The 20417-nt window shown below is 68.0% G+C and carries 24 protein-coding genes; 14 read left to right on the forward strand and 10 right to left on the reverse strand.

Annotation, left to right across the window (positions count from 1 at the left end):
• Window positions 1-7: 7 nt before the first annotated feature.
• The gene (gene msrB / locus AC3ENO_RS02740; RefSeq protein WP_434969078.1) at window positions 8-412 is read right to left on the reverse strand and encodes a peptide-methionine (R)-S-oxide reductase MsrB; all 405 of its coding nucleotides are present in this window, start codon (window positions 410-412) and stop codon (window positions 8-10) included.
• A gap of 109 nt (window positions 413-521) precedes the next feature.
• Here msrB and AC3ENO_RS02745 point away from each other — a divergent pair, with 109 nt between their 5' ends.
• The 5 genes from AC3ENO_RS02745 to groL all read left to right on the forward strand — a co-directional run bounded on the left by AC3ENO_RS02745 (window position 522) and on the right by groL (window position 4556).
• The gene (locus AC3ENO_RS02745; RefSeq protein ID WP_434969079.1) at window positions 522-1532 is read left to right on the forward strand and encodes a DUF2332 domain-containing protein; all 1011 of its coding nucleotides are present in this window, start codon (window positions 522-524) and stop codon (window positions 1530-1532) included.
• A 9-nt stretch (window positions 1533-1541) separates the two neighbouring features.
• A complete protein-coding gene (locus AC3ENO_RS02750; RefSeq protein ID WP_434969080.1) occupies window positions 1542-1841 on the forward strand; it encodes a DUF3263 domain-containing protein in 300 nt (99 codons plus the stop codon).
• Entirely contained in the window at window positions 1841-2440 is a 600-nt protein-coding gene (locus AC3ENO_RS02755; RefSeq protein WP_434969081.1) for a LytR C-terminal domain-containing protein, read from the forward strand. The genes AC3ENO_RS02750 and AC3ENO_RS02755 overlap by 1 nt, the downstream gene beginning before the upstream one ends.
• A 129-nt stretch (window positions 2441-2569) precedes the next feature.
• The gene (locus AC3ENO_RS02760; protein ID WP_228176859.1) at window positions 2570-2770 is read left to right on the forward strand and encodes a cold-shock protein; all 201 of its coding nucleotides are present in this window, start codon (window positions 2570-2572) and stop codon (window positions 2768-2770) included.
• A 166-nt stretch (window positions 2771-2936) separates the two neighbouring features.
• A complete protein-coding gene (gene groL, locus AC3ENO_RS02765) occupies window positions 2937-4556 on the forward strand; it encodes a chaperonin GroEL (protein WP_434969082.1) in 1620 nt (539 codons plus the stop codon).
• A gap of 96 nt (window positions 4557-4652) precedes the next feature.
• On the opposite strand, the gene AC3ENO_RS02770 is transcribed toward groL, so the two are convergent.
• The 4 genes from AC3ENO_RS02770 to AC3ENO_RS02785 form a co-directional block, all read right to left on the reverse strand.
• Window positions 4653-4940, reverse strand: a complete 288-nt coding sequence (locus AC3ENO_RS02770; RefSeq protein WP_434969083.1) for a WXG100 family type VII secretion target — start codon at window positions 4938-4940, stop codon at window positions 4653-4655.
• A 133-nt stretch (window positions 4941-5073) separates the two neighbouring features.
• Entirely contained in the window at window positions 5074-6834 is a 1761-nt protein-coding gene (locus AC3ENO_RS02775; protein ID WP_434969084.1) for a sensor histidine kinase, read from the reverse strand.
• A gap of 19 nt (window positions 6835-6853) precedes the next feature.
• Window positions 6854-7546 carry a response regulator transcription factor gene (locus AC3ENO_RS02780; protein WP_434969086.1) on the reverse strand — a complete coding sequence of 231 codons (693 nt, stop codon included), beginning with the start codon at window positions 7544-7546 and terminating at the stop codon, window positions 6854-6856.
• Between the two features lie 178 nt (window positions 7547-7724).
• On the reverse strand, window positions 7725-7994 hold the full coding sequence (locus tag AC3ENO_RS02785; RefSeq protein WP_434969087.1) for a hypothetical protein: 270 nt from the start codon (window positions 7992-7994) through the stop codon (window positions 7725-7727).
• Between the two features lie 105 nt (window positions 7995-8099).
• Between AC3ENO_RS02785 and AC3ENO_RS02790 the strand changes: the two genes are divergently transcribed.
• Complete coding sequence (locus AC3ENO_RS02790; protein WP_434969088.1) at window positions 8100-8432, forward strand: hypothetical protein; 333 nt, start codon at window positions 8100-8102, stop codon at window positions 8430-8432.
• Between the two features lie 256 nt (window positions 8433-8688).
• Here AC3ENO_RS02790 and AC3ENO_RS02795 read toward each other — a convergent pair whose 3' ends face one another.
• The 3 genes from AC3ENO_RS02795 to AC3ENO_RS02805 are packed head-to-tail and all read right to left on the reverse strand — an operon-like array spanning window position 8689 to window position 12383.
• Window positions 8689-10344, reverse strand: a complete 1656-nt coding sequence (locus AC3ENO_RS02795; protein ID WP_434969089.1) for a DNA repair helicase XPB — start codon at window positions 10342-10344, stop codon at window positions 8689-8691.
• A gap of 41 nt (window positions 10345-10385) precedes the next feature.
• Window positions 10386-12116, reverse strand: a complete 1731-nt coding sequence (locus AC3ENO_RS02800) for a helicase-associated domain-containing protein (protein WP_434969090.1) — start codon at window positions 12114-12116, stop codon at window positions 10386-10388.
• Window positions 12117-12383: a multidrug ABC transporter ATPase gene (locus AC3ENO_RS02805; protein WP_434969091.1), complete on the reverse strand. Its 267-nt coding sequence runs from the start codon at window positions 12381-12383 to the stop codon at window positions 12117-12119.
• Between the two features lie 107 nt (window positions 12384-12490).
• Here AC3ENO_RS02805 and AC3ENO_RS02810 point away from each other — a divergent pair, with 107 nt between their 5' ends.
• Together AC3ENO_RS02810 and AC3ENO_RS02815 are read left to right on the forward strand one after the other, a co-directional pair.
• On the forward strand, window positions 12491-12871 hold the full coding sequence (locus AC3ENO_RS02810; protein WP_434969092.1) for a cold-shock protein: 381 nt from the start codon (window positions 12491-12493) through the stop codon (window positions 12869-12871).
• Window positions 12855-13421, forward strand: a complete 567-nt coding sequence (locus AC3ENO_RS02815; RefSeq protein ID WP_434969093.1) for a DUF3027 domain-containing protein — start codon at window positions 12855-12857, stop codon at window positions 13419-13421. The genes AC3ENO_RS02810 and AC3ENO_RS02815 overlap by 17 nt, the downstream gene beginning before the upstream one ends.
• Here AC3ENO_RS02815 and serC read toward each other — a convergent pair.
• Window positions 13418-14524 (reverse strand): phosphoserine transaminase, encoded by a 1107-nt coding sequence (serC, locus tag AC3ENO_RS02820; protein WP_434969094.1) that lies wholly within the window; start codon window positions 14522-14524, stop codon window positions 13418-13420. The genes AC3ENO_RS02815 and serC overlap by 4 nt on opposite strands.
• A gap of 105 nt (window positions 14525-14629) precedes the next feature.
• Here serC and AC3ENO_RS02825 point away from each other — a divergent pair, with 105 nt between their 5' ends.
• The 3 genes from AC3ENO_RS02825 to AC3ENO_RS02835 all read left to right on the forward strand — a co-directional run bounded on the left by AC3ENO_RS02825 (window position 14630) and on the right by AC3ENO_RS02835 (window position 17277).
• On the forward strand, window positions 14630-15331 hold the full coding sequence (locus tag AC3ENO_RS02825) for an iron-dependent transcriptional repressor DtxR (RefSeq protein WP_434969095.1): 702 nt from the start codon (window positions 14630-14632) through the stop codon (window positions 15329-15331).
• Window positions 15332-15574: 243 nt separating this feature from the next.
• Complete coding sequence (locus AC3ENO_RS02830; protein WP_434969096.1) at window positions 15575-16468, forward strand: M23 family metallopeptidase; 894 nt, start codon at window positions 15575-15577, stop codon at window positions 16466-16468.
• Window positions 16469-16779: 311 nt separating this feature from the next.
• Window positions 16780-17277: an HNH endonuclease gene (locus AC3ENO_RS02835; protein ID WP_434969097.1), complete on the forward strand. Its 498-nt coding sequence runs from the start codon at window positions 16780-16782 to the stop codon at window positions 17275-17277.
• A 10-nt stretch (window positions 17278-17287) separates the two neighbouring features.
• Here AC3ENO_RS02835 and AC3ENO_RS02840 read toward each other — a convergent pair whose 3' ends face one another.
• The gene (locus AC3ENO_RS02840) at window positions 17288-17791 is read right to left on the reverse strand and encodes a MarR family winged helix-turn-helix transcriptional regulator (RefSeq protein WP_434969098.1); all 504 of its coding nucleotides are present in this window, start codon (window positions 17789-17791) and stop codon (window positions 17288-17290) included.
• 50 nt (window positions 17792-17841) lie between these two features.
• Between AC3ENO_RS02840 and AC3ENO_RS02845 the strand changes: the two genes are divergently transcribed.
• The 3 genes from AC3ENO_RS02845 (at window position 17842) to AC3ENO_RS02855 (ending at window position 20417) form a co-directional block, all read left to right on the forward strand.
• Window positions 17842-18771, forward strand: coding sequence for an EamA family transporter (locus tag AC3ENO_RS02845; protein WP_434969099.1), 930 nt, complete (start codon window positions 17842-17844; stop codon window positions 18769-18771).
• Window positions 18772-18783: 12 nt separating this feature from the next.
• Window positions 18784-19344 (forward strand): cysteine hydrolase family protein, encoded by a 561-nt coding sequence (locus tag AC3ENO_RS02850; RefSeq protein WP_434969100.1) that lies wholly within the window; start codon window positions 18784-18786, stop codon window positions 19342-19344.
• Between the two features lie 248 nt (window positions 19345-19592).
• Window positions 19593-20417, forward strand: coding sequence for a hypothetical protein (locus AC3ENO_RS02855; RefSeq protein WP_434969101.1), 825 nt, complete (start codon window positions 19593-19595; stop codon window positions 20415-20417).

Raw genomic sequence — 20417 nt, forward strand, 5'->3', positions numbered from 1 at the left:
CGCGCCATCAGGACTCTTCGGGAGTGAAGTTCAGAGCGATCGAGTTCATGCAGTACCGGTCGCCGGTCGGGGTCCCGAACCCGTCGGGGAAGACGTGCCCGAGATGGGAGCCGCACTGGGCGCATCGCACTTCGGTGCGCACCATGCCGTGGCTGCGGTCCTCGATCAGTTCGACCGCCTCGGGTCGCACCGATTCGTAGAAGCTCGGCCATCCGCAGTGCGAATCGAACTTCGTGCCGCTCTTGAACAGCTCATTGCCGCACGCGGCACAGGTGTACAGGCCCGCGCGGCTCTCGTCGAGCAACTCGCCGGTCCAGGGGCGTTCGGTCGCGGCCTCGCGCAACACGGCGTACTGGTCGGCGGTGAGCTCTGCGCGCCACTCGGACTCGGACTTCTGGGTGGGATAGGACATTGTTCCTCCTCAAGAGAAGTCAACACGAATCGGCGGCGGACTGTTCCGTTCTCGTGACGCTCATCGTCGCGAACGCCTCGTGAGCGGCCCCTGCCCTCACAATGGGGGGATGCTGCCCACAACGGATGCCGAGGCGGCCCGCGTCGCGGAGCGCTACCGCCGCTTCGCGACCGAGGAGGCGCCGGGGCGCTCCGAGCTGTACGCGCAGTGGGCCGACGGAGTGGCGAACGACCCTGTCGCGCAGCGTCTCCTGGCCCGCCTTCCGGCGGCGCGCCGCCAACCGCCCCTGGTGTTCGCGGTCACCCGGATGCTGGGAGCGGCAGAGGGGGACTATCCGGCGTGGTCGCGCTGGTTGGCGGAGCACGTCGAGGCCGTCGCGGCCGAGTGCGTGGCCCGCGGACTGCAGACCAACGAGCCCCTGCGGTGCGCGGCTCTGCTGCCCGCGCTCGCCCTCGTCGACGGCCCTCTTGCGCTCCTCGAGGTCGGCGCCAGCGCGGGACTGTGCCTGTACCCCGACCGCTACTCCTACCGCTATGAGGACGGACCGGGCCTCGATCCGGTCAGTGGGCCATCGCCGGTCGTTCTTCGCAGCCGCGCGCAGGGGCTGCCCGAGCTTCGCCCTCCCGAGGTCGTGTGGCGCGCCGGCATCGACCTCGCGCCGCTGGATGCGGCATCCGTTGCCGACCGTCGCTTTCTGACCTCGCTCGTGTGGCCGGGCGAAGAGGGGCGCGTCGAGCGGATCACCGCGGCGCTGGACCTCGTCCGTGAGGATCCTCCGCTGCTGGTCGCGGGGGACGCGACCGCCGACGGGCTTCTCGCCGGGGCTGCCGAGGCCGCGCCCGCAGGGGCGACGCTCATCGTGACCACACCGGGCGTGCTGCCCCATATCCCGCGCGCGGGACGTGAGCGGTTGTTCGCACAGATCGATGCGCTGCGCGCGACGCGGCCGGGCACGCGCTGGGTATCGATCGATCCGCCTGCGCTTCACCATCGCTGGGGCAGGGATGCCGCCAGCTGGCCCGGTTTCGTGTTGGGGATGGACGAGAGAGCGCTTGCCGTCGTCGACCCGCTCGGAGCATGGGTGGAGTGGCGCGCCGCGGATGTCGCAGCTCGCGGATAACCTCGCACCGTGCCCTTGAACGAGCGTGAACGCGCGATTCTCGACTTCGAATCGTCGTGCCGCCTGCGCGGCTGGGCGAAAGAGGAACAGATTCGCCAGACGTTGGGGATGTCGCCTGCGCGGTACTACCAGCTGCTGGTGCGGATGCTGGACTCGGTCGACGCGCAAGCGTACGACCCGCTGCTGATGGGACGGCTTCGCCGCCTGCGCGATCGTGGTCGGGCAGGGGGACGGTCCGGTTCGGTCGGTGGCGACGCCGCGACCGGTACGCGCAGGGTTTCCCTCGGCGGCATCGGTACGATCGTCTGATGCCGAAGTCCCCGTTCCCACGCGATCGATTCGACGACCTGCCTGAGGACGTCGGACGGGTGGGCGCGCATCGCGCCGAGCAGCCTCACATGCGTGGGGGAGTCGTGTTCTTCTGGGCGGCGCTGGCGACCGTCATCCTGATCGCTGTCGGGATCTTTGCGACCTTCGTCGTCGCGGGGCGTATCGTGCTCTTTCCCGAGGCGGCGCCCGAGCCCACCCCGACCGTGACGGTCGATCCTGTCGTCGACACCTCCTATTCGGTGTTGATCCTCAACGCCACCCCCGAGACGGGGCTCGCGACCCAGATGAAGGATCAGCTCATCGCGGCAGGGTGGGTGCCGGAGACGGTCCTGGCAGGTCAAGCGGGAACCGATGACTTCCCCGAGACGACCGTGTACTACGCGACGGATGCCGACCTTGCCGCCGCCCTCGGGCTTGCGGACGTGATCGGGGGTGCCGCCGTGCAGCAGAGCACGATCTACCAGCCCACCGACGACCCGGCGACAGAAGCCGACGAGGGCGCCGTGAAGCAGCTGACGATCGTGATCGGCCTCGACCGCACGGCTGCGGGCGCACCCACTCCGGAGCCCACCGGCTGACGCGCGCGGCCCCCGTGTTTCCGGGCCGTAACAAGGTGAAGACGCGCGTGTCAATACTTCCCGTGGCAGCGGTTTCGGCGCGATCTCGGTGCATACGATGACGGTGTCCCACCAGCATCAGGAGTACGCATGGCCCAAGGCACCGTGAAGTGGTTCAACGCCGAGAAGGGGTACGGCTTCATCACTGTCGATGACGGTCAAGACGTGTTCGTCCACTACTCGAACATCGACATGACCGGTTTCCGTGTTCTCGAAGAGGGCCAGAAAGTCGAGTTCACCGTCGGCACGGGCCAGAAGGGCCCGCAGGCGGAGTCCGTGCGCGTCGTCTAGCATCCGCCCACGACAGGTCTCGTGAAGGGACGGATGCTGCCGCATCCGTCCCTTCGTCGTCTTCGTCGCGTGCGGCTTGCACTCCCCATGGTCGAGTGCCAGAATGGGTTAGCACTCCGTATCGCTGAGTGCTAAGACCTAGCCCCGTCCGGGAGGGACGACACACATGGCAAAGATGATCGCTTTCGACGAGGAGGCCCGTCGCGGCCTCGAGCGTGGCCTGAACATTCTGGCTGACGCCGTGAAGGTGACGCTCGGCCCCCGCGGCCGCAACGTCGTGCTCGAGAAGAAGTGGGGCGCCCCCACGATCACGAACGACGGCGTTTCGATCGCCAAGGAGATCGAGCTCGAAGACCCGTACGAGAAGATCGGTGCGGAACTCGTCAAGGAAGTCGCCAAGAAGACCGACGATGTCGCCGGCGACGGCACCACGACCGCTACCGTTCTGGCTCAGGCGCTCGTGCGCGAAGGTCTGCGTAACGTCGCGGCCGGCGCTGACCCCATCTCGCTCAAGAAGGGCATCGAGAAGGCCGTCAAGGCAGTCACCGACGAGCTGCTCGCCGGTGCGAAGGAAGTCGAGTCGAAGGAGCAGATCGCCGCGACCGCGTCGATCTCCGCCGCTGACACCGAGATCGGCGCTCTCATCGCCGAGGCCATCGACAAGGTGGGCAAGGAAGGTGTCGTGACGGTCGAGGAGTCGAACACGTTCGGCACCGAGCTCGAGCTCACCGAGGGTATGCGTTTCGACAAGGGTTACCTCAACCCCTACTTCGTGACCGACCCCGAGCGGCAGGAGGCGGTCTTCGAGGACCCCTACATCCTGATCGCGAACCAGAAGATCTCGAACATCAAGGACCTGCTGCCGATCGTCGACAAGGTGATCCAGGACGGCAAGGAGCTCCTGATCATCGCTGAGGACGTCGAGGGTGAGGCTCTCGCGACTCTCGTGCTCAACAAGATCCGCGGTATCTTCAAGTCGGCAGCCGTCAAGGCTCCCGGCTTCGGCGACCGTCGCAAGGCGCAGCTGCAGGACATCGCGATCCTCACGGGCGGCCAGGTCATCACCGAGGAGGTGGGCCTCAAGCTCGAGAACGCGACGCTCGACCTGCTGGGCCGTGCCCGCAAGGTCATCATCACGAAGGACGAGACCACGATCATCGAGGGTGCCGGTGACGCCGCGCTCATCGAGGGTCGCGTGACCCAGATCCGTCGTGAGATCGAGAACACCGACAGCGACTACGACCGCGAGAAGCTGCAGGAGCGCCTGGCGAAGCTCGCCGGCGGCGTGGCCGTCATCAAGGCGGGCGCGGCGACCGAGGTCGAGCTCAAGGAGCGCAAGCACCGCATCGAGGACGCCGTCCGCAACGCGAAGGCTGCCGTCGAGGAGGGCATCGTCCCCGGTGGTGGCGTCGCGCTCATCCAGGCGGGCACGAAGGCCTTCGCGGGTCTCGAGCTCACCGGTGACGAGGCGACCGGTGCGAACATCGTGAAGGTTGCGATCGAAGCGCCGCTCAAGCAGATCGCGCTGAACGCCGGTCTCGAGCCGGGCGTCGTGGCCAACAAGGTCTCGGAGCTGCCCGCAGGTCACGGTCTCAACGCCGCGACCGGCGAGTACGGCGACCTCTTCGCGCAGGGCATCATCGACCCGGCCAAGGTCACGCGGTCTGCGCTGCAGAACGCGGCGTCGATCGCGGGTCTGTTCCTGACGACCGAAGCGGTTGTCGCGGACAAGCCCGAGAAGGCTCCGGCTATGCCCGCCGACCCGTCGGGTGGCATGGACTTCTGAGTCCGGCTGCATTTCGCACCGAGGGCCCCTCCCGCGTGGAGGGGCCCTCGGTCGTTCGTGGCGCGGCCCGCGGCATCCTGCCCGCTGCCAGCGGCCTCAGCGGAACAACCCGAGGGTGAGCTGCTCGGCATCCGCGTACTGGTGCCCCGCGGTCTCGAGGGCCGCACCGATGGCGCTGAGCGCTTCTTCGACCTGTGCATTGGCCGCGCGCCATTGATCGATGACCCCCGCGAAGGCGAGGGATGCCGCGCCGGTCCACTGCGACTGCAGGCCGGTGAGTTGGGCGAGCATTGCGTGCGTCTCGGTTCGCACGCGGTCGGCGGTTGCGCGCACACCGGCTGTCGCGGCGAGAACAGCGTCGCTGTCGACGGAATAGACGGCCACAGGAACCTCCCGATGTCGTGACTGTGGCCCACACGCTACGGCCCGGTGGGGGTCTGCCGCGGCGACGCGTCGATTCCCGCGGCACCGCGACAGCTCTTGGATGCTGGGGAGGAAGCCCCGACCCGGTGCCGGCTCAGCTCGTCGGGTCGTCCCGGAGGTCTGCAGGGAGCCGTTCCAGCGGTTGCGTCTCGAGGAACGCGTGTTCGGCGGGGTCCAGGTGGTGCGCCAGCGGGAAACCCACCCGGAACGTCGCCCCTCCGCCCGGCGTGTCCAGGACGCGGACCGAGCCGTGGAGCGACTCCACGATCGAGGCGACGATCGACAGCCCCAGCCCCGACCCGCCGGTCTCGCGCGTGCGAGAGGTGTCGGCACGCCAGAAACGCTGGAAGATCTTGTCCTTGATCTGGTCGGGCACCCCCTCGCCGTGGTCGACGACCTCGATCCAGCCCGACTGTGCGGCGGCGTCGACGCCGACGCGGAGTTCGATCGGGGAGTCTTCCGCCGTGAAGCGACGGGCGTTCCCGATCAGGTTCGTGATCACCTGTCGGATGCGATTCTCCTCCCCGAGCACGATCGGCGGCAGGGCCACGGGCGCTGAGGACGAGGGGCCGAGATCAAGTGGCGCGATCACGATCTGCTCGGTCGTGGGTGCGGCACCGCGTCCGTCCCGGGGCCGCCGACGCAGCAGGATCGAGCCGGCACGGCTGAAGGCGGAGCGGGGGCGCTTGGGTGTCTCGGGAGTGTCGGTGGAGATCGGCGGCGTGACAACTTCGGAGGGTTCGACGATCGTGGTGTCGATCACCGCGACCGGTCGTTGCGGTGAGGCCGCGCGAACGTCGAGTGCGGCATCCCGAGCAAGCGGGCGCAGATCCACGGGGCTGAACTCGATCTCTCGACGTTCGTCGAGCCGGGCCAGCGCGAGGAGGTCTTCGACGAGAAGCCCCATGCGGACGGCTTCCTTCTCGATCCGCTCCATCGCCTGCGCCACGTCTTCTTCGGTGCGGATCGCCCCCATCCGGTACAGCTCGGCGTACCCGCGCACCGTGACCAGGGGCGTGCGCAGTTCGTGTGAGGCATCACCGACGAAACGGCGCATCTGCCGCACTGTTGCGTCCCGCTGAGCCAGCGCCGCGTCGATGCGTCCGAGCATCGCATTGATCGCGGTCTTCAGGCGCCCCACTTCGGTCGCGGGTGCGATGTCGGTCATGCGCTGACCGAAGTCTCCCGCGGCGATCTCCATCGCCGTGTTCTCGACCTGGGTGAGGCTGCGGAACGCGAGAGTGACCAGCAGTCGGATGGCCACGGCTCCCAGCACGATCGTGATCACCGAGAGGATGCTGTAGATGCCGAGGTAGGTCGCGAGGGTCTGTGTCACCGTGGCGAGAGGAACGGCGATCATTTGCGTGTAGAAGACCGTCGTTCCCTCCACTTCGATGAGGGCGGAGGCGGCGCGGAACTCGGTCCCCGGTGCCGTGCCCGGGATGGTGAAGGGTTCTTGCTGCTGCGCCAGCGCGCTCTGCGTCGGAAGATACTCGGCCGGGAAGTCGGGCTCGTTGCGCTGCCGCCCCCCGCCGGCGCTCGCGACGAAGTCGCCTTCCTGGTCGTAGATCGCGACGAAGTAATCCGTCGGAACCGATTCGCTCTTGGGCACGAACGCCGGATCCGCGAGAAGGTCGATGTCGAACAACGCGCTGACGCCCGCGCCGGCCAGCTGGGAGACCTGCGTGTCGACGTTGGCGAGGAGCTGGCTGCGCAAGAAGACGGTGGTTCCGATCCCCGTCGCCAACAGACCCAGCGCCAGGATCGACACGGCGACCCCGGTCACCTTCGCGCGCAGACTGATGCTGCGCCACCATCCGGTGACCGCGTCGGTCTTCTCGGCCCGCCCGGTCACGGTGTCCCCGACGGATGCCTCACGCCGACTTGCCTGCCTTGAGCATGTAGCCGAACCCGCGCTTGGTCTGGATCAGCGGCTCGGACGAGTGCGGGTCGATCTTGCGGCGCAGGTACGAGATGTAGCTCTCGACGATGCCGGCGTCGCCGTTGAAGTCGTACTCCCACACGTGGTCGAGGATCTGCGACTTGCTCAGCACGCGGTTGGGGTTGAGCATGAGGTAGCGCAGCAGCTTGAACTCCGTGGGGCTCAGGTCGATCGAGACATCTCCTACCGACACGTCATGCGTGTCCTGGTCCATCGTCAGCTCGCCGGCACGGATGACCGACTCCTCGTCGGTCTGCATCGTGCGCCGCAGGATCGCCTGGATGCGAGCGACGATCTCGTCGAGGCTGAACGGTTTGGTCACGTAGTCGTCGCCGCCGGCGTTGAGGCCGGTGATCTTGTCCTCGGTCTCGTCCTTGGCCGTCAGGAACAGGATCGGCGCCGTGTAGCCCGCACCGCGCAGGCGCTTGGTGACGCTGAAGCCGTTCATGTCGGGAAGCATGACATCGAGCAGGATGAGGTCGGGTTCCTCTTCGAGGACGGCCGAGATGGTCTGCGCGCCGTTGGCGACGGCCTTCACCTGGTATCCGGCGAATTTGAGGCTCGTCATCAGCAGGTCGCGGATGTTCGGCTCGTCGTCGACGACGAGGATGCGGGGTGCGCTCATGCCCCCATTATCGTGATGTCGCTGGTGCGGATGCTGGATATCGCGCGGATCGGCGGTTCTCGCCGTGCTTTTCGGGTCGGCGCTCTCCGCTGCCCGCGAGGTTCCAGGTCGATATCCGCCCGCCTTGCTGCGATCGCCGACGCGCATTCTGCGAGCCGTCGGCAACCCGCCCCTCCGGTCATGAGGATGCAGGTCGCGGCCTGTCAGTGTCGACCAGGCGGTGCGCGTCGGCTGCCCTCAGCGTCAGGCCATACACTTCGCGCAGAGACTGGATCTTCTCGAGTGTTTCCTCGCCGAACGGAGCTGTGCCCTCGAACGCATGGAGCAGGACCCCCTCCAAGAGGTCGCCAAGACTCATGTCAAGGTACTCCGCGGTTCCCTTCGCCACCTTCAAGATGCGCTTTTCGATGCGGACTCCGGTTTGGACCCGGGTCACGACCTCGCTCACGGCGTCCTCACCTGCGACCCGTCGATGTTATCTATGTACACGGGTACAAATGTACAGCTACTCTCGTCGTTGGGTGCCCAACGACAGTCAGGAGGGGAGAGAGTGATGGACGCCGAGAGGATGCCCGCCGAGGCCGAGCTCGCCGAGATCGTCGAGATCGGCGAAGGGTTCCTCGACTGCTCGCTACCCGGAGAGCGCTTCGATCACCGCGCGCACCTGATCATGACGACGTATCTGCTGACGCACTACCCCGAGCGGAATTGGGAACGTGACCTTCCCGAACACATCAAGCGATTCAACGTCGCCCACGGCGGCGTCAATGACCACACCCGCGGTTACCACCACACCATCACCCTCGCCTTCCTCCGGGCGGTGAGTTCGATCGTCTGGAGCACACAGGTGCAGGATCCTGTGGTCGCGTGCTCGCCTCTGACCTGAGGGAGCGCGACTATCTCTTGCGTTTCTGGAGTCGGTCACTGCTCTTCTCTCGGGAGGCGAGAGCGACCTGGGTTGCGCCCGACCTGCGCCCCGCAGCGTGGGAGGCTCGGTGGACACCCTCGCCGTCGGCTCCGGATCGCCCACGGGTTCGGGTGAAAGACGGGACGCCGCCATCGGCGTCCACGTCCTGAAACGTCGGGAATTCTTCCCGGAGTGCTCGCGGTCCTCTCACGCGCGGATCGGCGGCTCTCGCTGCTCAGGCGGCGAGTCGATCGGCATCCAGGATGGTGTAGCTGTAGCCCTGTTCGGCCAGGAACCGCTGCCGGTTCTGGGCGAAGTCCTGATCGACGGTGTCGCGGGCGATGAGCGTATAGAAGCTCGCCGTGTTGCCCGACTGCTTGGGGCGTAGCAGGCGCCCGAGTCGCTGGGCCTCCTCCTGCCGGGAACCGAACGACCCCGACACCTGGATCGCGACGGATGCCTCGGGCAGGTCCACCGAGAAGTTCGCGACCTTCGAGACCACGAGCACCGAAATCTCGCCCTCCCGAAAGCCTCGATAGAGATCCTCGCGCTCATCCACCGGCGTCGCCCCTGTGATCTGCGGGGCACCCAGAGCCCGTGCGATCTCGTCGATCTGGTCCAGGTACTGTCCGATCACGAGGATCTGCTCCCCGGCGTGCCGGGCGACGAGGTCCTTCACGACCTCGATCTTGGCCGGCGCGGTCGCGGCGAGTCGGTAACGTTCGTCATCCGCCGCGGCCGCGTACTCGAGTCGCTCTCCGGCCGGAAGGTCCACGCGCACCTCGAAACAGGCGGCGGGTGAGATGAAGCCCTGCGACTCGATCTCTTTCCAGGGTGCGTCGAAGCGCTTGGGGCCGATGAGGCTGAACACGTCGCCCTCCCGGCCGTCCTCGCGCACGAGGGTGGCGGTCAGGCCCAGTCTGCGGCGGGCTTGCAGGTCAGCGGTGAGCTTGAACACCGGCGCCGGGAGCAGGTGCACCTCGTCGTAGACGATCAGTCCCCAGTCGAGCGCATCGAGCAGCGCGAGGTGAGCGTATTGTCCTTTGCGCTTCGCGGTGAGGATCTGGTACGTCGCGATCGTGATGGGCTTGACCTCCTTGGCCTGACCCGAGTACTCGCCGATCTCCTCCGGCGTGAGGCTCGTCCGCTTGAGCAGCTCGTCGCGCCACTGGCGCGCGCTCACGGTGTTGGTGACGAGGATGAGCGTCGTGGTCTTGGTGTCGGCCATCGCGCCGGCCCCGACAAGGGTCTTCCCGGCGCCACAGGGAAGCACCACGACCCCCGAGCCGCCATCGGTGAACGCATCCACCGCCTGGCGCTGATACGGCCGCAGGTGCCAGTCGTGTTCGGCAAGATCGATCGGATGCGGCGTGCCCGGGGTGTAGCCGGCGAAGTCTTCCGCGGGCCATCCGATCTTGAGCAGTTCCTGTTTGATCTGACCCCGTGCCCACGCGTCGATGACGTACGTGTCGGTGGAAGGATGCCCCACCAGCAGCGGCTGGATGCGCTTGTTCTTGGTGACCTCGGCCAGGACGGCGGCATCTGTGGACCGCAGCACGAGCGCCGGCTCCTCGATACCGGGTACGGTGTCGCGCTCGATCACCAGGCGGCCGTAGCGCCCGACCGTCTCGCGGATGTCGATCGCGACCGACGGCGGAACGGGGAAGCGCGTCCAGCGGTCCAGGGTGCTGAGCATGTCGTCGGCGCTGTGCCCCGCGGCACGCGCGTTCCACAGGCCCAGGCGGGTGATCCGGTAGGTGTGGATGTGCTCGGGGGCGCGCTCGAGCTCGGCGAAGATCGCGAGCTCGTGGCGTGCGGACTCGGCATCCGGATGCGCCACTTCCAGTAGCACTGTCCGGTCGCTTTGAACGATGAGGGGGCCGTCAGCCATAGCGGTCCAGTCTACCCGCGAGGCATCGGGGCGGACGGTGGTCAGGTCGTCGAGACGCTCACGATGGTGGAGATCGGGAGGGTGCGCTCGACGTCCGCCCCCCGATCCTTGCCGCGCAGGCGACCGCCCCCGAGGCCGGTCGCCTCCAGGGTGAACGTGCGCGTCTCCGAGGGACTGATCTGGGCCGTCACGACGATGACGGACTTCGTGCGCACCGCTTGCTCGAGTTCGCGTTCGAGCCACGCGGTGTCGTCGTCGCCGCTCGCTGAGCGGAGTGCGCCGATGAGGCGCGCGTACGTGTCGCTCGCGCGTGCGTCGGCCGCACAGGGAGCGGCGGTGCGGCGCCGCAGCGACTCGGGTGCGCCGTGCTCGTCGAGAGCCACGACGGGGTACCGGGCATCGGCCAGAGCCCAGAACAGATGATCCCGGCCGACGCGGCTGACCAGCACGGTGCCATGGCGCACCAACCCGACCGGCCGTAGGGCTTGATCGACGAGGACGAGGTCGAGCAGGTGCGGATCTGTGCTCTCCACGACGGTGTTGGGGCTGCCCGGATCGGATCTGACCGTCACGGAGCCGTGGCGCGCCGCGGTCGTGTCGATGACGTAGTCGAGGGGCTGCGGGATGCCGGTCAGCGACAGTTCGCGGAGGAACTCCCGAATCGTCTCCGCTGTCTCACCGTCGGTCAGTCCGGCGCCGATCGACTCCGCCGTGAAGCGATAGGTCGAGGCTTGAGCGCGTGACTCGCGCCGAGCGATCCTCCGAAGGCGCAGGTCCAGCCGGGGGGCGAGGGGGCCGGGCGCGACCGCCGTGAGATCCGCCTGCAGGTAGATGCGGTCGATCTCGGCGGGGAGCGCGTCGCGGAGCGCATCCGTATCGAAGGGCGTTCCTTCGGCGAGCCCGCGTGACCACGGGGGAAGCGTCCCGTCGGTCGCGAGAATTCCCCACCGTTGTGCCGTGCGACGTAGTGCTGCGGCGCGTGCGGGCCATTCCGGGCTGAGCGGATAGGCGCCGAGCCAGCGCGATGTGTCGCTCATTCCGCCCTGTGGTGTGCGAAGTCCGGCCGGGAGATGACGGCGAAAACCCTCGGCGATCGTGACCCACCGCGCGACAGTACCGCCATCGAGCCATTGCTCGCCCGCCGCGGTGACGACGATCTCTCGGCCGATCGGGGTGAGCAGCTGCGCCGCCTCGCCACCGGCGATCAAATCGTCGAGATCTTCCGGCGCCCCGATCGCGCCCGATTCGGTGAGCCTCTTGCGATCCGCCGCGCTCACGGCGCCAGCCCCCGTCCGCGTCAGCGGCACGTGCAACGCGGCCAGAAGCACGTCCGCAAGCGAGGCGGATGCCGTGAAGATCCGCTCGGCAGCGCTCGCGGTCTCGGCAGCCGAAGCGGGGGCACGTGGCGCGGTGTCGGCGCCCGCGATCCCACCGACCGGCTCGGTAGGTCCGAGCGAGTGGACGTGGAGCGCGGAAACCCGTTCGGCGACGGGCCCGTAGAGAGCACCATCGGCCCGCACGAGGCCCCAGCTCACCGCGGCGTCCGGCGCGGCTCGGCTCGGGTGGGCAGCGGCGATCGCTGCTAGTTCGTCACGGTCGAGCCGCGCGAGGGCCTTATCGATGGATGCCGGTTCGAGCAGGGCCTCTGCGGCGTCGAAGAAGTCGCGCCACGGTGCGGCGGGAGAGACTCCGCGCCGCTGGAAGAGGTCAGCGAGGGCGTCCTCGTCGAGCGATGCCAGCCAGGTGGCGAGGGAACGCTCATCACCCGCCATTCACTCGCCCCGGTTCGCCCGCGCCCTTCGCACGAACGTCATGATCAACACCGTGAGCAGCATCGCGAAGGCGAGGATCGGAGCGACGTAGACGATGATGCCTATCGCGGGCCACAGTCCGGTGCTGAAATCGGCCTGCGACGCAGAGCCGATGAGGATCGCGAAGAAGGAGAGGACCGACAGTGCGAGCAGCCCGAGCGACATCGACGCGAGAACGCGGTCGATCGTGCGGACCGGGAGGTCGCTGCCAGGGCTTCGCGTGCTCATCCGCCTCAGACTACTCCGTCGCGGTGCTCTAGGCTTAACCGGGGGATCGATCGGTCCCTGTGTCGCTCTGCCGCCCCTCGGCGGCGCCGTTAAGAACGAGGTTCTCCATGCCCACCGGCAAGGTCAGGTTCTACGACGAGGACAAGGGCTTCGGCTTCATCTCCTCTGACGAAGGACAGGATGTCTTCCTTCACGCCACCGCGCTGCCCGCGGGGGTCTCGGTGAAGGCCGGCACGCGCCTCGAGTTCGGCATCGCTGATGGAAAGCGTGGGCCGCAGGCACTGTCGGTGCGGGTGATCGAAGCGCCGGCCAGCCTCGCCAAGCGCTCGCGCAAGCCCGCCGACGACATGGCGATCATCATCGAGGATCTCGTGAAGCTGCTCGACGGCGTCGGCGGGGACCTGCGTCGTGGTCGCTACCCGAGCAGTGCTCACGGGGCGAAGGTTGCCGCCGTGCTGCGCAAGGTGGCTGATGAGCTCGACGCCTGATCCGGCGCTGCTGGCCGCGCACGACCTCGCCCTGGCGGCCCTGCACGAGATCACTCCCGCGGCCACGGTCGGCCCGGCAGCCGGTTACACGGTCGAAGCCGATGGCGTGGTCTCGCTGCGGTTCGAGACGACCCTTCGCGGGTATCCCGGATGGTTCTGGACGGTGAGCGTGGCTCGGGTCGACGACGAGCAGCCGACCGTGCTCGAGGCCGAACTGTTGCCCGGCGACGGCGCGCTGCTCGCGCCCGAGTGGGTGCCATGGGCGGTGCGGCTGGCCGACTACCAGGCCGCGCAGGCTGCGCTCGTTGCCGATGCAGAATCCGGCGACGCGGCCGACTCCGATGACGAGTCGGATGTCGAGGACGATGACGATCTCGACGACCTCGACGTCGAGGACTTCGACGAGGACGGCTCGCGCCTGCTGCACAGCGGCGACGTCGACGGGGTCGACATCGACGAACTGGACGACGCCGGGCACGACGACGACAGCGACGACGACCACGACGCCGAGGGCGAAGACGGCGTCGAGGGCGAAGACAGCGAAGACTAGATCCGTTCGGCCGTGTACTCGATCGCCGAGATGAGTCGGAGGACATCTGACTCATCGATCGACACGAAGGTCGCGATGCGGAGCTGGTTGCGACCGAGTTTGCGGTAGGGCTCCGTGTCGACGATGCCGTTCTCGCGCAGGCTCTTCGCGATGGCAGCGGCATCCACACTGTCGTCGAAATCGATCGTCACGACCACGGGAGACCGATCAGCGGGGTCGGTCACGAAGGGTGTCGTGTACGACGTCGCCTCGGCCCACGCGTAGAGGGCCGCCGAGGTTGCCGCAGTCTTGGCGCCCGCCCAGGACAGCCCGCCGTTGTCGAGGATCCACTGCACCTGCTCGTCCAGCATCAGGAGCGTCGCGACAGCCGGTGTGTTGAGGGTCTGATTCAGCCGCGAGTTGTCGATCGCGTTCTTCAGGCTCAAGAACTCCGGGATGTACCGGCCGGATGCGGCGATCCGCTCGATCCGCTCGATCGCCGCGGGGGAGACGAGCGCGTACCAGAGCCCACCGTCGGACCCCAGGTTCTTCTGCGGGGCGAAGTAGTAGACGTCGGCCTCGGCAGCGTCGAAATCGATGCCGCCAGCGGCGCTCGTGGCATCGATGACGGTCAACGCGCCGGGACCCCCAGCGACGCGAGAGATCGGCGCCGACACGCCCGTCGAGGTCTCGTTGTGCGGCCACGCGTAGACATCGACGCCGTCGACCGGCTCCGGGACACCCCTCGTGCCGGGTTCGGTCTTGCGGATATCGGGCGTGTCCAGCCAGGGAGCTTTCGCTGCGGCAGCGAACTTCGAGCCGAACTCGCCGAACGCGAGGTGCTGGCTGCGCTGCTCGATCAGCCCGAAGGCTGCGGCGTCCCAGAACGCCGTCGAGCCGCCGTTGCCGAGGATCACCTCGTATCCCTCGGGTGCGCGCAGCAGTTCGGCGAGGCCCTCGCGTGTGCTCCCGACGAGGTTCTTGATCGGTGCCTGGCGGTGGGAGGTTCCCAACAGCGACGCTCCGCGCGTGACGAGGGCTTCGAGTTGCGCACCCCGCACTTTCGAGGGTCCGCAACCGAACCGGCCGTCGACGGGAAGCAGTTCTCGGGGCAACTCGACCATGTCCCGATTCTAGAGTCGCCCTGCGGGGGGCTCTGACCGGCTGGGCGCCGGGGAAAAGGCTAGGCTCGTCTTAGCCCCACGAGGATGCAGACACGAGGATTCCGCATGACCGATCTCATCGACACGACGGAGATGTACCTCCGCACCATCCTCGAACTCGAAGAAGAGAACATCACGCCACTGCGCGCGCGGATCTCCGAACGACTCGGGCACTCCGGTCCCACGGTGTCTCAGACGGTGGGGCGGATGGAACGTGACGGCCTCGTGATCGTCACGGAGGACCGAAGCCTCCAACTGACGGATCTGGGCCGCCAGAAGGCCATCGACGTCATGCGCAAGCACCGCCTTGCCGAGCGGCTGCTCTCCGATGTCATCGGACTCGATTGGGCATACGTCCACGACGAGGCCTGCCGCTGGGAGCACGTCATGAGCGAGCAGGTTGAGCGCCGACTCGTCGAACTGCTCGATCACCCGACCGAGTCGCCGTACGGAAATCCCATCCCGGGACTGGATCAGTTGGGCGACATACCGGCGCTGACCTTCGAGTCCGGGGTGGTGGGACTCGTTCGCAAGCTCGACGCCGCCGGAGAGCCGATCACGGGGACGATCCGCCGACTCGCCGAACCCGCCCAGGTCGACCCCGAGCTGCTGCAGCAGCTGAAGGGCGCCGGGGTCCTTCCGGGAGCTCACGGCAGCTACCGCTACAACGAGGGGTATGTGCTCGTCCAGATGGACGGCGTAGACGAGGGGCTTGAGCTGCCGGTCGAAGTCGCCGGGCACATTTTCCTCGTTGACGACCGCGCGTGACGGTGGCTCGTCGGCTCCTCCCCAGGCCTGCGCGGAGGCCATCCGACACGTCCTCGGCGTGACATGTTCGTTACCTTCCGGTAGCCTCGTACAGTCCGGGTGAGTCCAGCACAACCTCGGACCCCGATCGAATTGCCTCGCGGCTCGTCATTCGAACGGTGACACCCGTGATCGAGCGGAGCGCAGCTTCGCACCGAAACGTGACGAGCCGGCGCTCCGGCGCAGAGGCGCCGGAGGACTTACTTGGCTGAGAAGAACGATGCGACCGCGGCGGACGACCCGACCGCGGCCACCAGAAAGACCTCGCGTCTTGCCCGCATCCGTCGTGGGGACGTGACGAAGCCTGCGCCTGCCGCATCCGTCGCCCGCCCGGCCGTCCGCAAGCCCAAGACGAGTCCCCGGGGTCCCGTACGCAACGTGGCGACGCTCGCGATCGTCGGCGGGCTCGTGGCCACTGTCGCTTTGCCGGCATACGGCGCGTTCCAGACGCCCGAAGCATCGGTCACTTTGCAGCAGGTCGCCGAGGGCGACGCCCAGTCCCTGGTCGTTGCGTCCGACGCGGCGACCAGCGAACTGGATCGAGAAAGCTACTCGGCGACGACGCCCGAAGAGATCGCGAAGAAGAAGGCCGAAGAGGCCGCGGCGGCGGCTGCGCGCGCCGCGGCATCCCTCGCCTCCAGCGGCGGAGGGTCCTCCTCCGTGGATATCAACATGGTCGCTCCCGGCTCCGGCGCCGTTCGCTGGCCGGTCTCGAGCTTCCACAGTGACTGGTCGATCAACGGGTTCCGCACCCCGACCCGCCCGAACCACAACGGGCTCGACATGCTCAACGCCGGCGGTACGCCGATCTTCGCGGCCGCCGATGGCGTCGTCCGCGTTGCGCAGGACGGTCTCGGCGGATATGGCAATGCCGTGGTGATCGACTCGGTCATCGGCGGTCAGGTCGTCACGACGCTCTACGCGCACATGATCTGGGGAAGCCGTACCGTCAGCGCCGGACAGACTGTCTCGGCCGGTCAGATGATCGGTCAGATGGGACGGACCGGCTCGGCGACGACGACCCACCTGCACTTCGAGGTACGCGTCGGCGGCGCGCTCGTTGACCCGATGGCCTGGTTGCAGGCCAACGCCGGCTGAGTTCGGCCCGTTCCTCGACACGCCACTGTCCGTTCACCGTTCTTGGGCTGAGGGCACCATGAGGTGCATTAGCCTGGTCCCGACGTGTAAGAGAACGGGAGAGAGTCCGATGGGCAGCACACCGCGCAGCCGAACCACGGTTGCACTGGGGCGCCTCGTCCTTCGGCATCATGTTCTCGGACACCGCAGCTGTGCTGTGGTTCCAGGGCGCTGTCTGTAGAGACAGCGCCTTTTTTCATGCCTTGCGCGATCTGACCACGTCGAACGTCGAATAACCGTGAAGCCGTCTCGGGCCGTTCGTGAGGATGAACATGCGCACTCTGGTGTTGAACGCAGGATATGAACCGCTGGCCGTCGTGTCGTTCAAGCGAGCACTCGTGCTCGTCATGAACGACAAGGCCACCGTCATCGAACACATCTCCGGGGATCCGGTCTGGGGCACCGATGGCGCTCACGATCGCCCCGCGGTCATCCTGCTCAGTCGCTACGTGCGCGTCCCCGGGGGCCGCACGATTCCCGTCACCCGTCGCGGCGTCTTGCGCCGCGACGCTCACCGGTGTGGATACTGCGGCAGATCGGCATCCACGATCGATCACATCCTGCCTCGCTCGCGTGGCGGTGCCGACTCGTGGGAAAACCTTGTGGCGTGCTGCCTGAAGTGCAACAACCTCAAGAGCGACCGTACGCCGCAGGAGATGGGCTGGGAGCTGCGGATCACCCCGGGTGCGCCACGCGGGGCACAGTGGACCGTGCGCGGAACCGACCGAACCGATCCCGCGTGGGAGCCGTATCTCGCGCTGGCTGCCTGAGATCTCCTCCTCAGTCTGAGGCAGGCTCGAGGATGCCGAGCCAGCGGCGAAGGATCGGCTCGAGGATGTCGGCATCCGGTCCGAGCTCGGCGATGATCCGGTGCTCGCCAGCCATGTGCGCGGTGAACGCGTCGTCGATGAGGGCGAGTCCGGCATCCGTGAGCCCGATGAGTCTGCCGCGGGCATCGGATGCCTCGGGTCGGCGCTCGACCAGTCCGCGCGCGATCAGACGGTCGACGCGTTTGGTGAGGCCGCCGCTGGTGACCATGGTGTGGTCGGCGAGCTCTCCCGCGCGGCGCTGGTAGGGGGCGCCGGCGCGGCGCAGGGTCGCGAGGATGTCGAACTCCGCGGAGCTCAGACCGAAGCTCGCATACACCTGGTCGAGGCGTGCGTCCAGCAGCAGGCCGATGCGGTGCAGGCGCCCGATCACGCCTTGCGGGAACGGATCGATGTCGGGTCGTTCGCGCCGCCAGGCGGCCTGGATCTGCGCGACGCGGTCGGGGGCGGCATCCATGGATTCACGGTATCGGAATAAATCTTCCACGGAAGGCATTGATAGCTTCCGTGGAAGGTAAATCTCTGAGGTGGATCCTGCTGACCGCGATCGCTCCGATCGCCTGGGGGAGCACGTACTTCGTGACACGGCAGTTCCTGCCCGTCGACGCGCCGCTGTGGGGTGCGCTGTTTCGCGCGCTGCCCGCGGGCCTGATCCTGCTGCTGATCTCACGCCGCCTCCCGCACGGGGCGTGGTGGTGGCGCGCCGCCGTGCTCGGCATCCTCAACGTCGGCGGCTTCTTCGTGCTCGTCTACATCGCCGGCCAGCGCCTGCCCTCGAGCGTTGCGGCGACCGTGATGTCGGCGTCGGCTGCCGCCATGATGCTGCTGGCGTGGATGCTGCGCCGCCAGCGCCCCCGCGTGCTCGCCGCCGTCGGGGCGGGTGTCGGGCTCGTCGGGGTCGCGCTCCTGGTCGGTATCGGCGGGGAGCCGGTCGACGGCTGGGGGCTCGTCGCCGCGTTCGCGGGGATGATCTCCTCCTCGCTCGGGTTCGTGCTGACGGGGCGGTGGGGCAACGAGATTCCGGGACTCACGATGGCGTCGTGGCAGTTGACGATGGGTGGCCTCATGCTGCTGCCCGTCGCGCTCATCGTGGACGGTCCGCCTCCCGCGCTGACCCCGACCTCGCTCGTCGGGTTCGCCTACCTCTCGCTCGTGTCCACAGCGCTTGCCTTCACCGTGTGGTTCGCCGGCCTGCGGCGCCTGCCCGCCGCGACCGTGGGGCTTGTCGGGCTGCTCAACCCCGTCACGGGGGTCGCGCTCGGCGTGCTCATCGCAGGGGAGGCGTTCGGTCTCGCGCAGATCACGGGGCTCGTGCTCGTGCTCACCGGGATCGTGCTGGGCGCGGTGGTGCCGCGGCGGCGGGGTGCTGTGGCGGTCGAGCACCCGCCGATCCCCGCCAGAACCTCTGTGCATGGCGTGGATGTCGATGCGGCGTGATGGGATGGGGGCATGACGCGCGCACTCGTGGTGATCGACATGCAGCGGGGGTTCGACGACCTCGCGTTCTGGGGTCCGACGACCAATCCGGCGTGTGAGGCGAATGTCGCACGGCTGATCGACGCGTTCGCCCAGGCGGGGGAGCCTGTCGTGGTCGTGCGGCACGACTCGCGGCATCCGGATTCGCCGCTGCATCCGTCGCACCCGGGCAACGCGCTCGTGGATGCCGTGGCGGGCGCGGATGCCGCGGTGCTCGTGACCAAGAACGTGAACTCCGCGTTCTACGGCGACCCCGATCTGCACGCCTGGTTGCAGGAGCGGGGCATCGGCGAGCTCATGCTGTGCGGCATCCAGACCAACATGTGCGTCGAGACGACAGCGCGCATGGGAGGCAACCTCGGGTACGACGTGACCGTCGTGCTGGATGCGACGCGCACGTTCGATCTCGAGGAGCAGATCCCGGGGCTGGGGGTCGTGCGGCGCACGGCTGACGAGCTCATGGCCGGCACCGCGCTCGTGCTGCAGGGTGGCGGCTTCGCGCGGATCGCCACGACCGCTGACCTCGTGACCTGACTCGTCGGTCACCGGGGTGCGCTCGGGTCTCTCTCGAAGATAAAGACGATTCTCGCGTCATCTCCGCAGAAATGCCCCAACTTCGGATGATTCCCGGGGATTCCTGCGGGGTTGGCGCGTTTCTGTGACGAAAGACCCCGCGAGGCCTCTCCGAAGGCCCATTGATCAGGGTTGAGCGGATGTCGGAAGCGGGCCGTAGGGTGCTCTCACGGATTGACGCATTCGAACATGCGTTCTAGCCTGTGGGAGTGAGGGCGATCATGGGAGCACAGCGCGCGGAGACCACCGCCGCGGTCCGCGACCGGCTGGCCGAGGTGCATCGCCTCCGCGCGAAAGTCGAGCAGGTGCAGGGGCGATCGCTCGACGCTCCCGCGCTCCCCGCCTTCCCGGCGTTGGCGCGGCTGCTTCCGGGCGGCGGGTTGCGGCCGGGTTCGGTGTACACCCTCGCGCCGGGGTCGGCATCCGTCTCGCTGCTGCTCGCGCTGCTGGCCCCGCCCTCCCGGGCCGGGTCGTGGTGCGGGGTCGTGGGGATGCCCCACCTGGGGGCCGAGGCTGCCGAACGGCTGGGTGTCGAGTTGTCGCGGCTCGTGATGATCCCCGATCCGGGGTCGCGGTGGCTCGCGGTCACGGCGACCGTCGCCGAGGTGCTGCCGGTCGTGGCGGTGCGTCCGCCGGGGAGGGTCGCGGATGCCGAGGCGGCCCGGTTCGCCGCCCGCCTGCGCGACCGCGACGGAGTGCTGCTCGTGCAGGGATCCTGGCCGCAGGCCGAGGCGACCCTGTCGGTGAGCGCTCCGGGGTGGGGCGGACTCGGCCGCGGGCACGGATACCTCGACGCACGGGAGGTGACCGTGACCGTGACCAGCCGGCGGCTGTCGACGCCGCGGCGGGGACGGATGCTGCTGCCGGCCCCCGGCGGAGTGGTCGATGTCCCGGCGGCGGCGCCCGCGGTCGGGGCCGGATCCGCGCCCGGGGTTCCGGCCGTCCGGCGAGATGACTTTTCGGCGCGTGAGGCACTGTCGGCGCGGGAGGCCCTGCCCGTGCGGGAGGCCCTGTCCGTGCGGGAAGCAGGGTGA

It is taken from the genome of Microbacterium sp. bgisy207, assembly GCF_057706855.1.

Coding starts and splice junctions, on each gene's coding strand:
- AC3ENO_RS02835 (WP_434969097.1), top strand. CDS start 16,780: ATGCGCACTCTGGTGTTGAACGCAGGATATGAACCGCTGGCCGTCGTG.
- AC3ENO_RS02840 (WP_434969098.1), bottom strand. CDS start 17,791: ATGGATGCCGCCCCCGACCGCGTCGCGCAGATCCAGGCCGCCTGGCGG.
- serC (WP_434969094.1), bottom strand. CDS start 14,524: ATGGTCGAGTTGCCCCGAGAACTGCTTCCCGTCGACGGCCGGTTCGGT.
- AC3ENO_RS02780 (WP_434969086.1), bottom strand. CDS start 7,546: ATGAGCGCACCCCGCATCCTCGTCGTCGACGACGAGCCGAACATCCGC.
- AC3ENO_RS02810 (WP_434969092.1), top strand. CDS start 12,491: ATGCCCACCGGCAAGGTCAGGTTCTACGACGAGGACAAGGGCTTCGGC.
- AC3ENO_RS02850 (WP_434969100.1), top strand. CDS start 18,784: ATGACGCGCGCACTCGTGGTGATCGACATGCAGCGGGGGTTCGACGAC.
- AC3ENO_RS02755 (WP_434969081.1), top strand. CDS start 1,841: ATGCCGAAGTCCCCGTTCCCACGCGATCGATTCGACGACCTGCCTGAG.
- AC3ENO_RS02745 (WP_434969079.1), top strand. CDS start 522: ATGCTGCCCACAACGGATGCCGAGGCGGCCCGCGTCGCGGAGCGCTAC.
- AC3ENO_RS02815 (WP_434969093.1), top strand. CDS start 12,855: ATGAGCTCGACGCCTGATCCGGCGCTGCTGGCCGCGCACGACCTCGCC.
- AC3ENO_RS02825 (WP_434969095.1), top strand. CDS start 14,630: ATGACCGATCTCATCGACACGACGGAGATGTACCTCCGCACCATCCTC.
- AC3ENO_RS02795 (WP_434969089.1), bottom strand. CDS start 10,344: ATGGCTGACGGCCCCCTCATCGTTCAAAGCGACCGGACAGTGCTACTG.
- msrB (WP_434969078.1), bottom strand. CDS start 412: ATGTCCTATCCCACCCAGAAGTCCGAGTCCGAGTGGCGCGCAGAGCTC.
- AC3ENO_RS02805 (WP_434969091.1), bottom strand. CDS start 12,383: ATGAGCACGCGAAGCCCTGGCAGCGACCTCCCGGTCCGCACGATCGAC.
- AC3ENO_RS02800 (WP_434969090.1), bottom strand. CDS start 12,116: ATGGCGGGTGATGAGCGTTCCCTCGCCACCTGGCTGGCATCGCTCGAC.
- groL (WP_434969082.1), top strand. CDS start 2,937: ATGGCAAAGATGATCGCTTTCGACGAGGAGGCCCGTCGCGGCCTCGAG.
- AC3ENO_RS02790 (WP_434969088.1), top strand. CDS start 8,100: ATGGACGCCGAGAGGATGCCCGCCGAGGCCGAGCTCGCCGAGATCGTC.
- AC3ENO_RS02760 (WP_228176859.1), top strand. CDS start 2,570: ATGGCCCAAGGCACCGTGAAGTGGTTCAACGCCGAGAAGGGGTACGGC.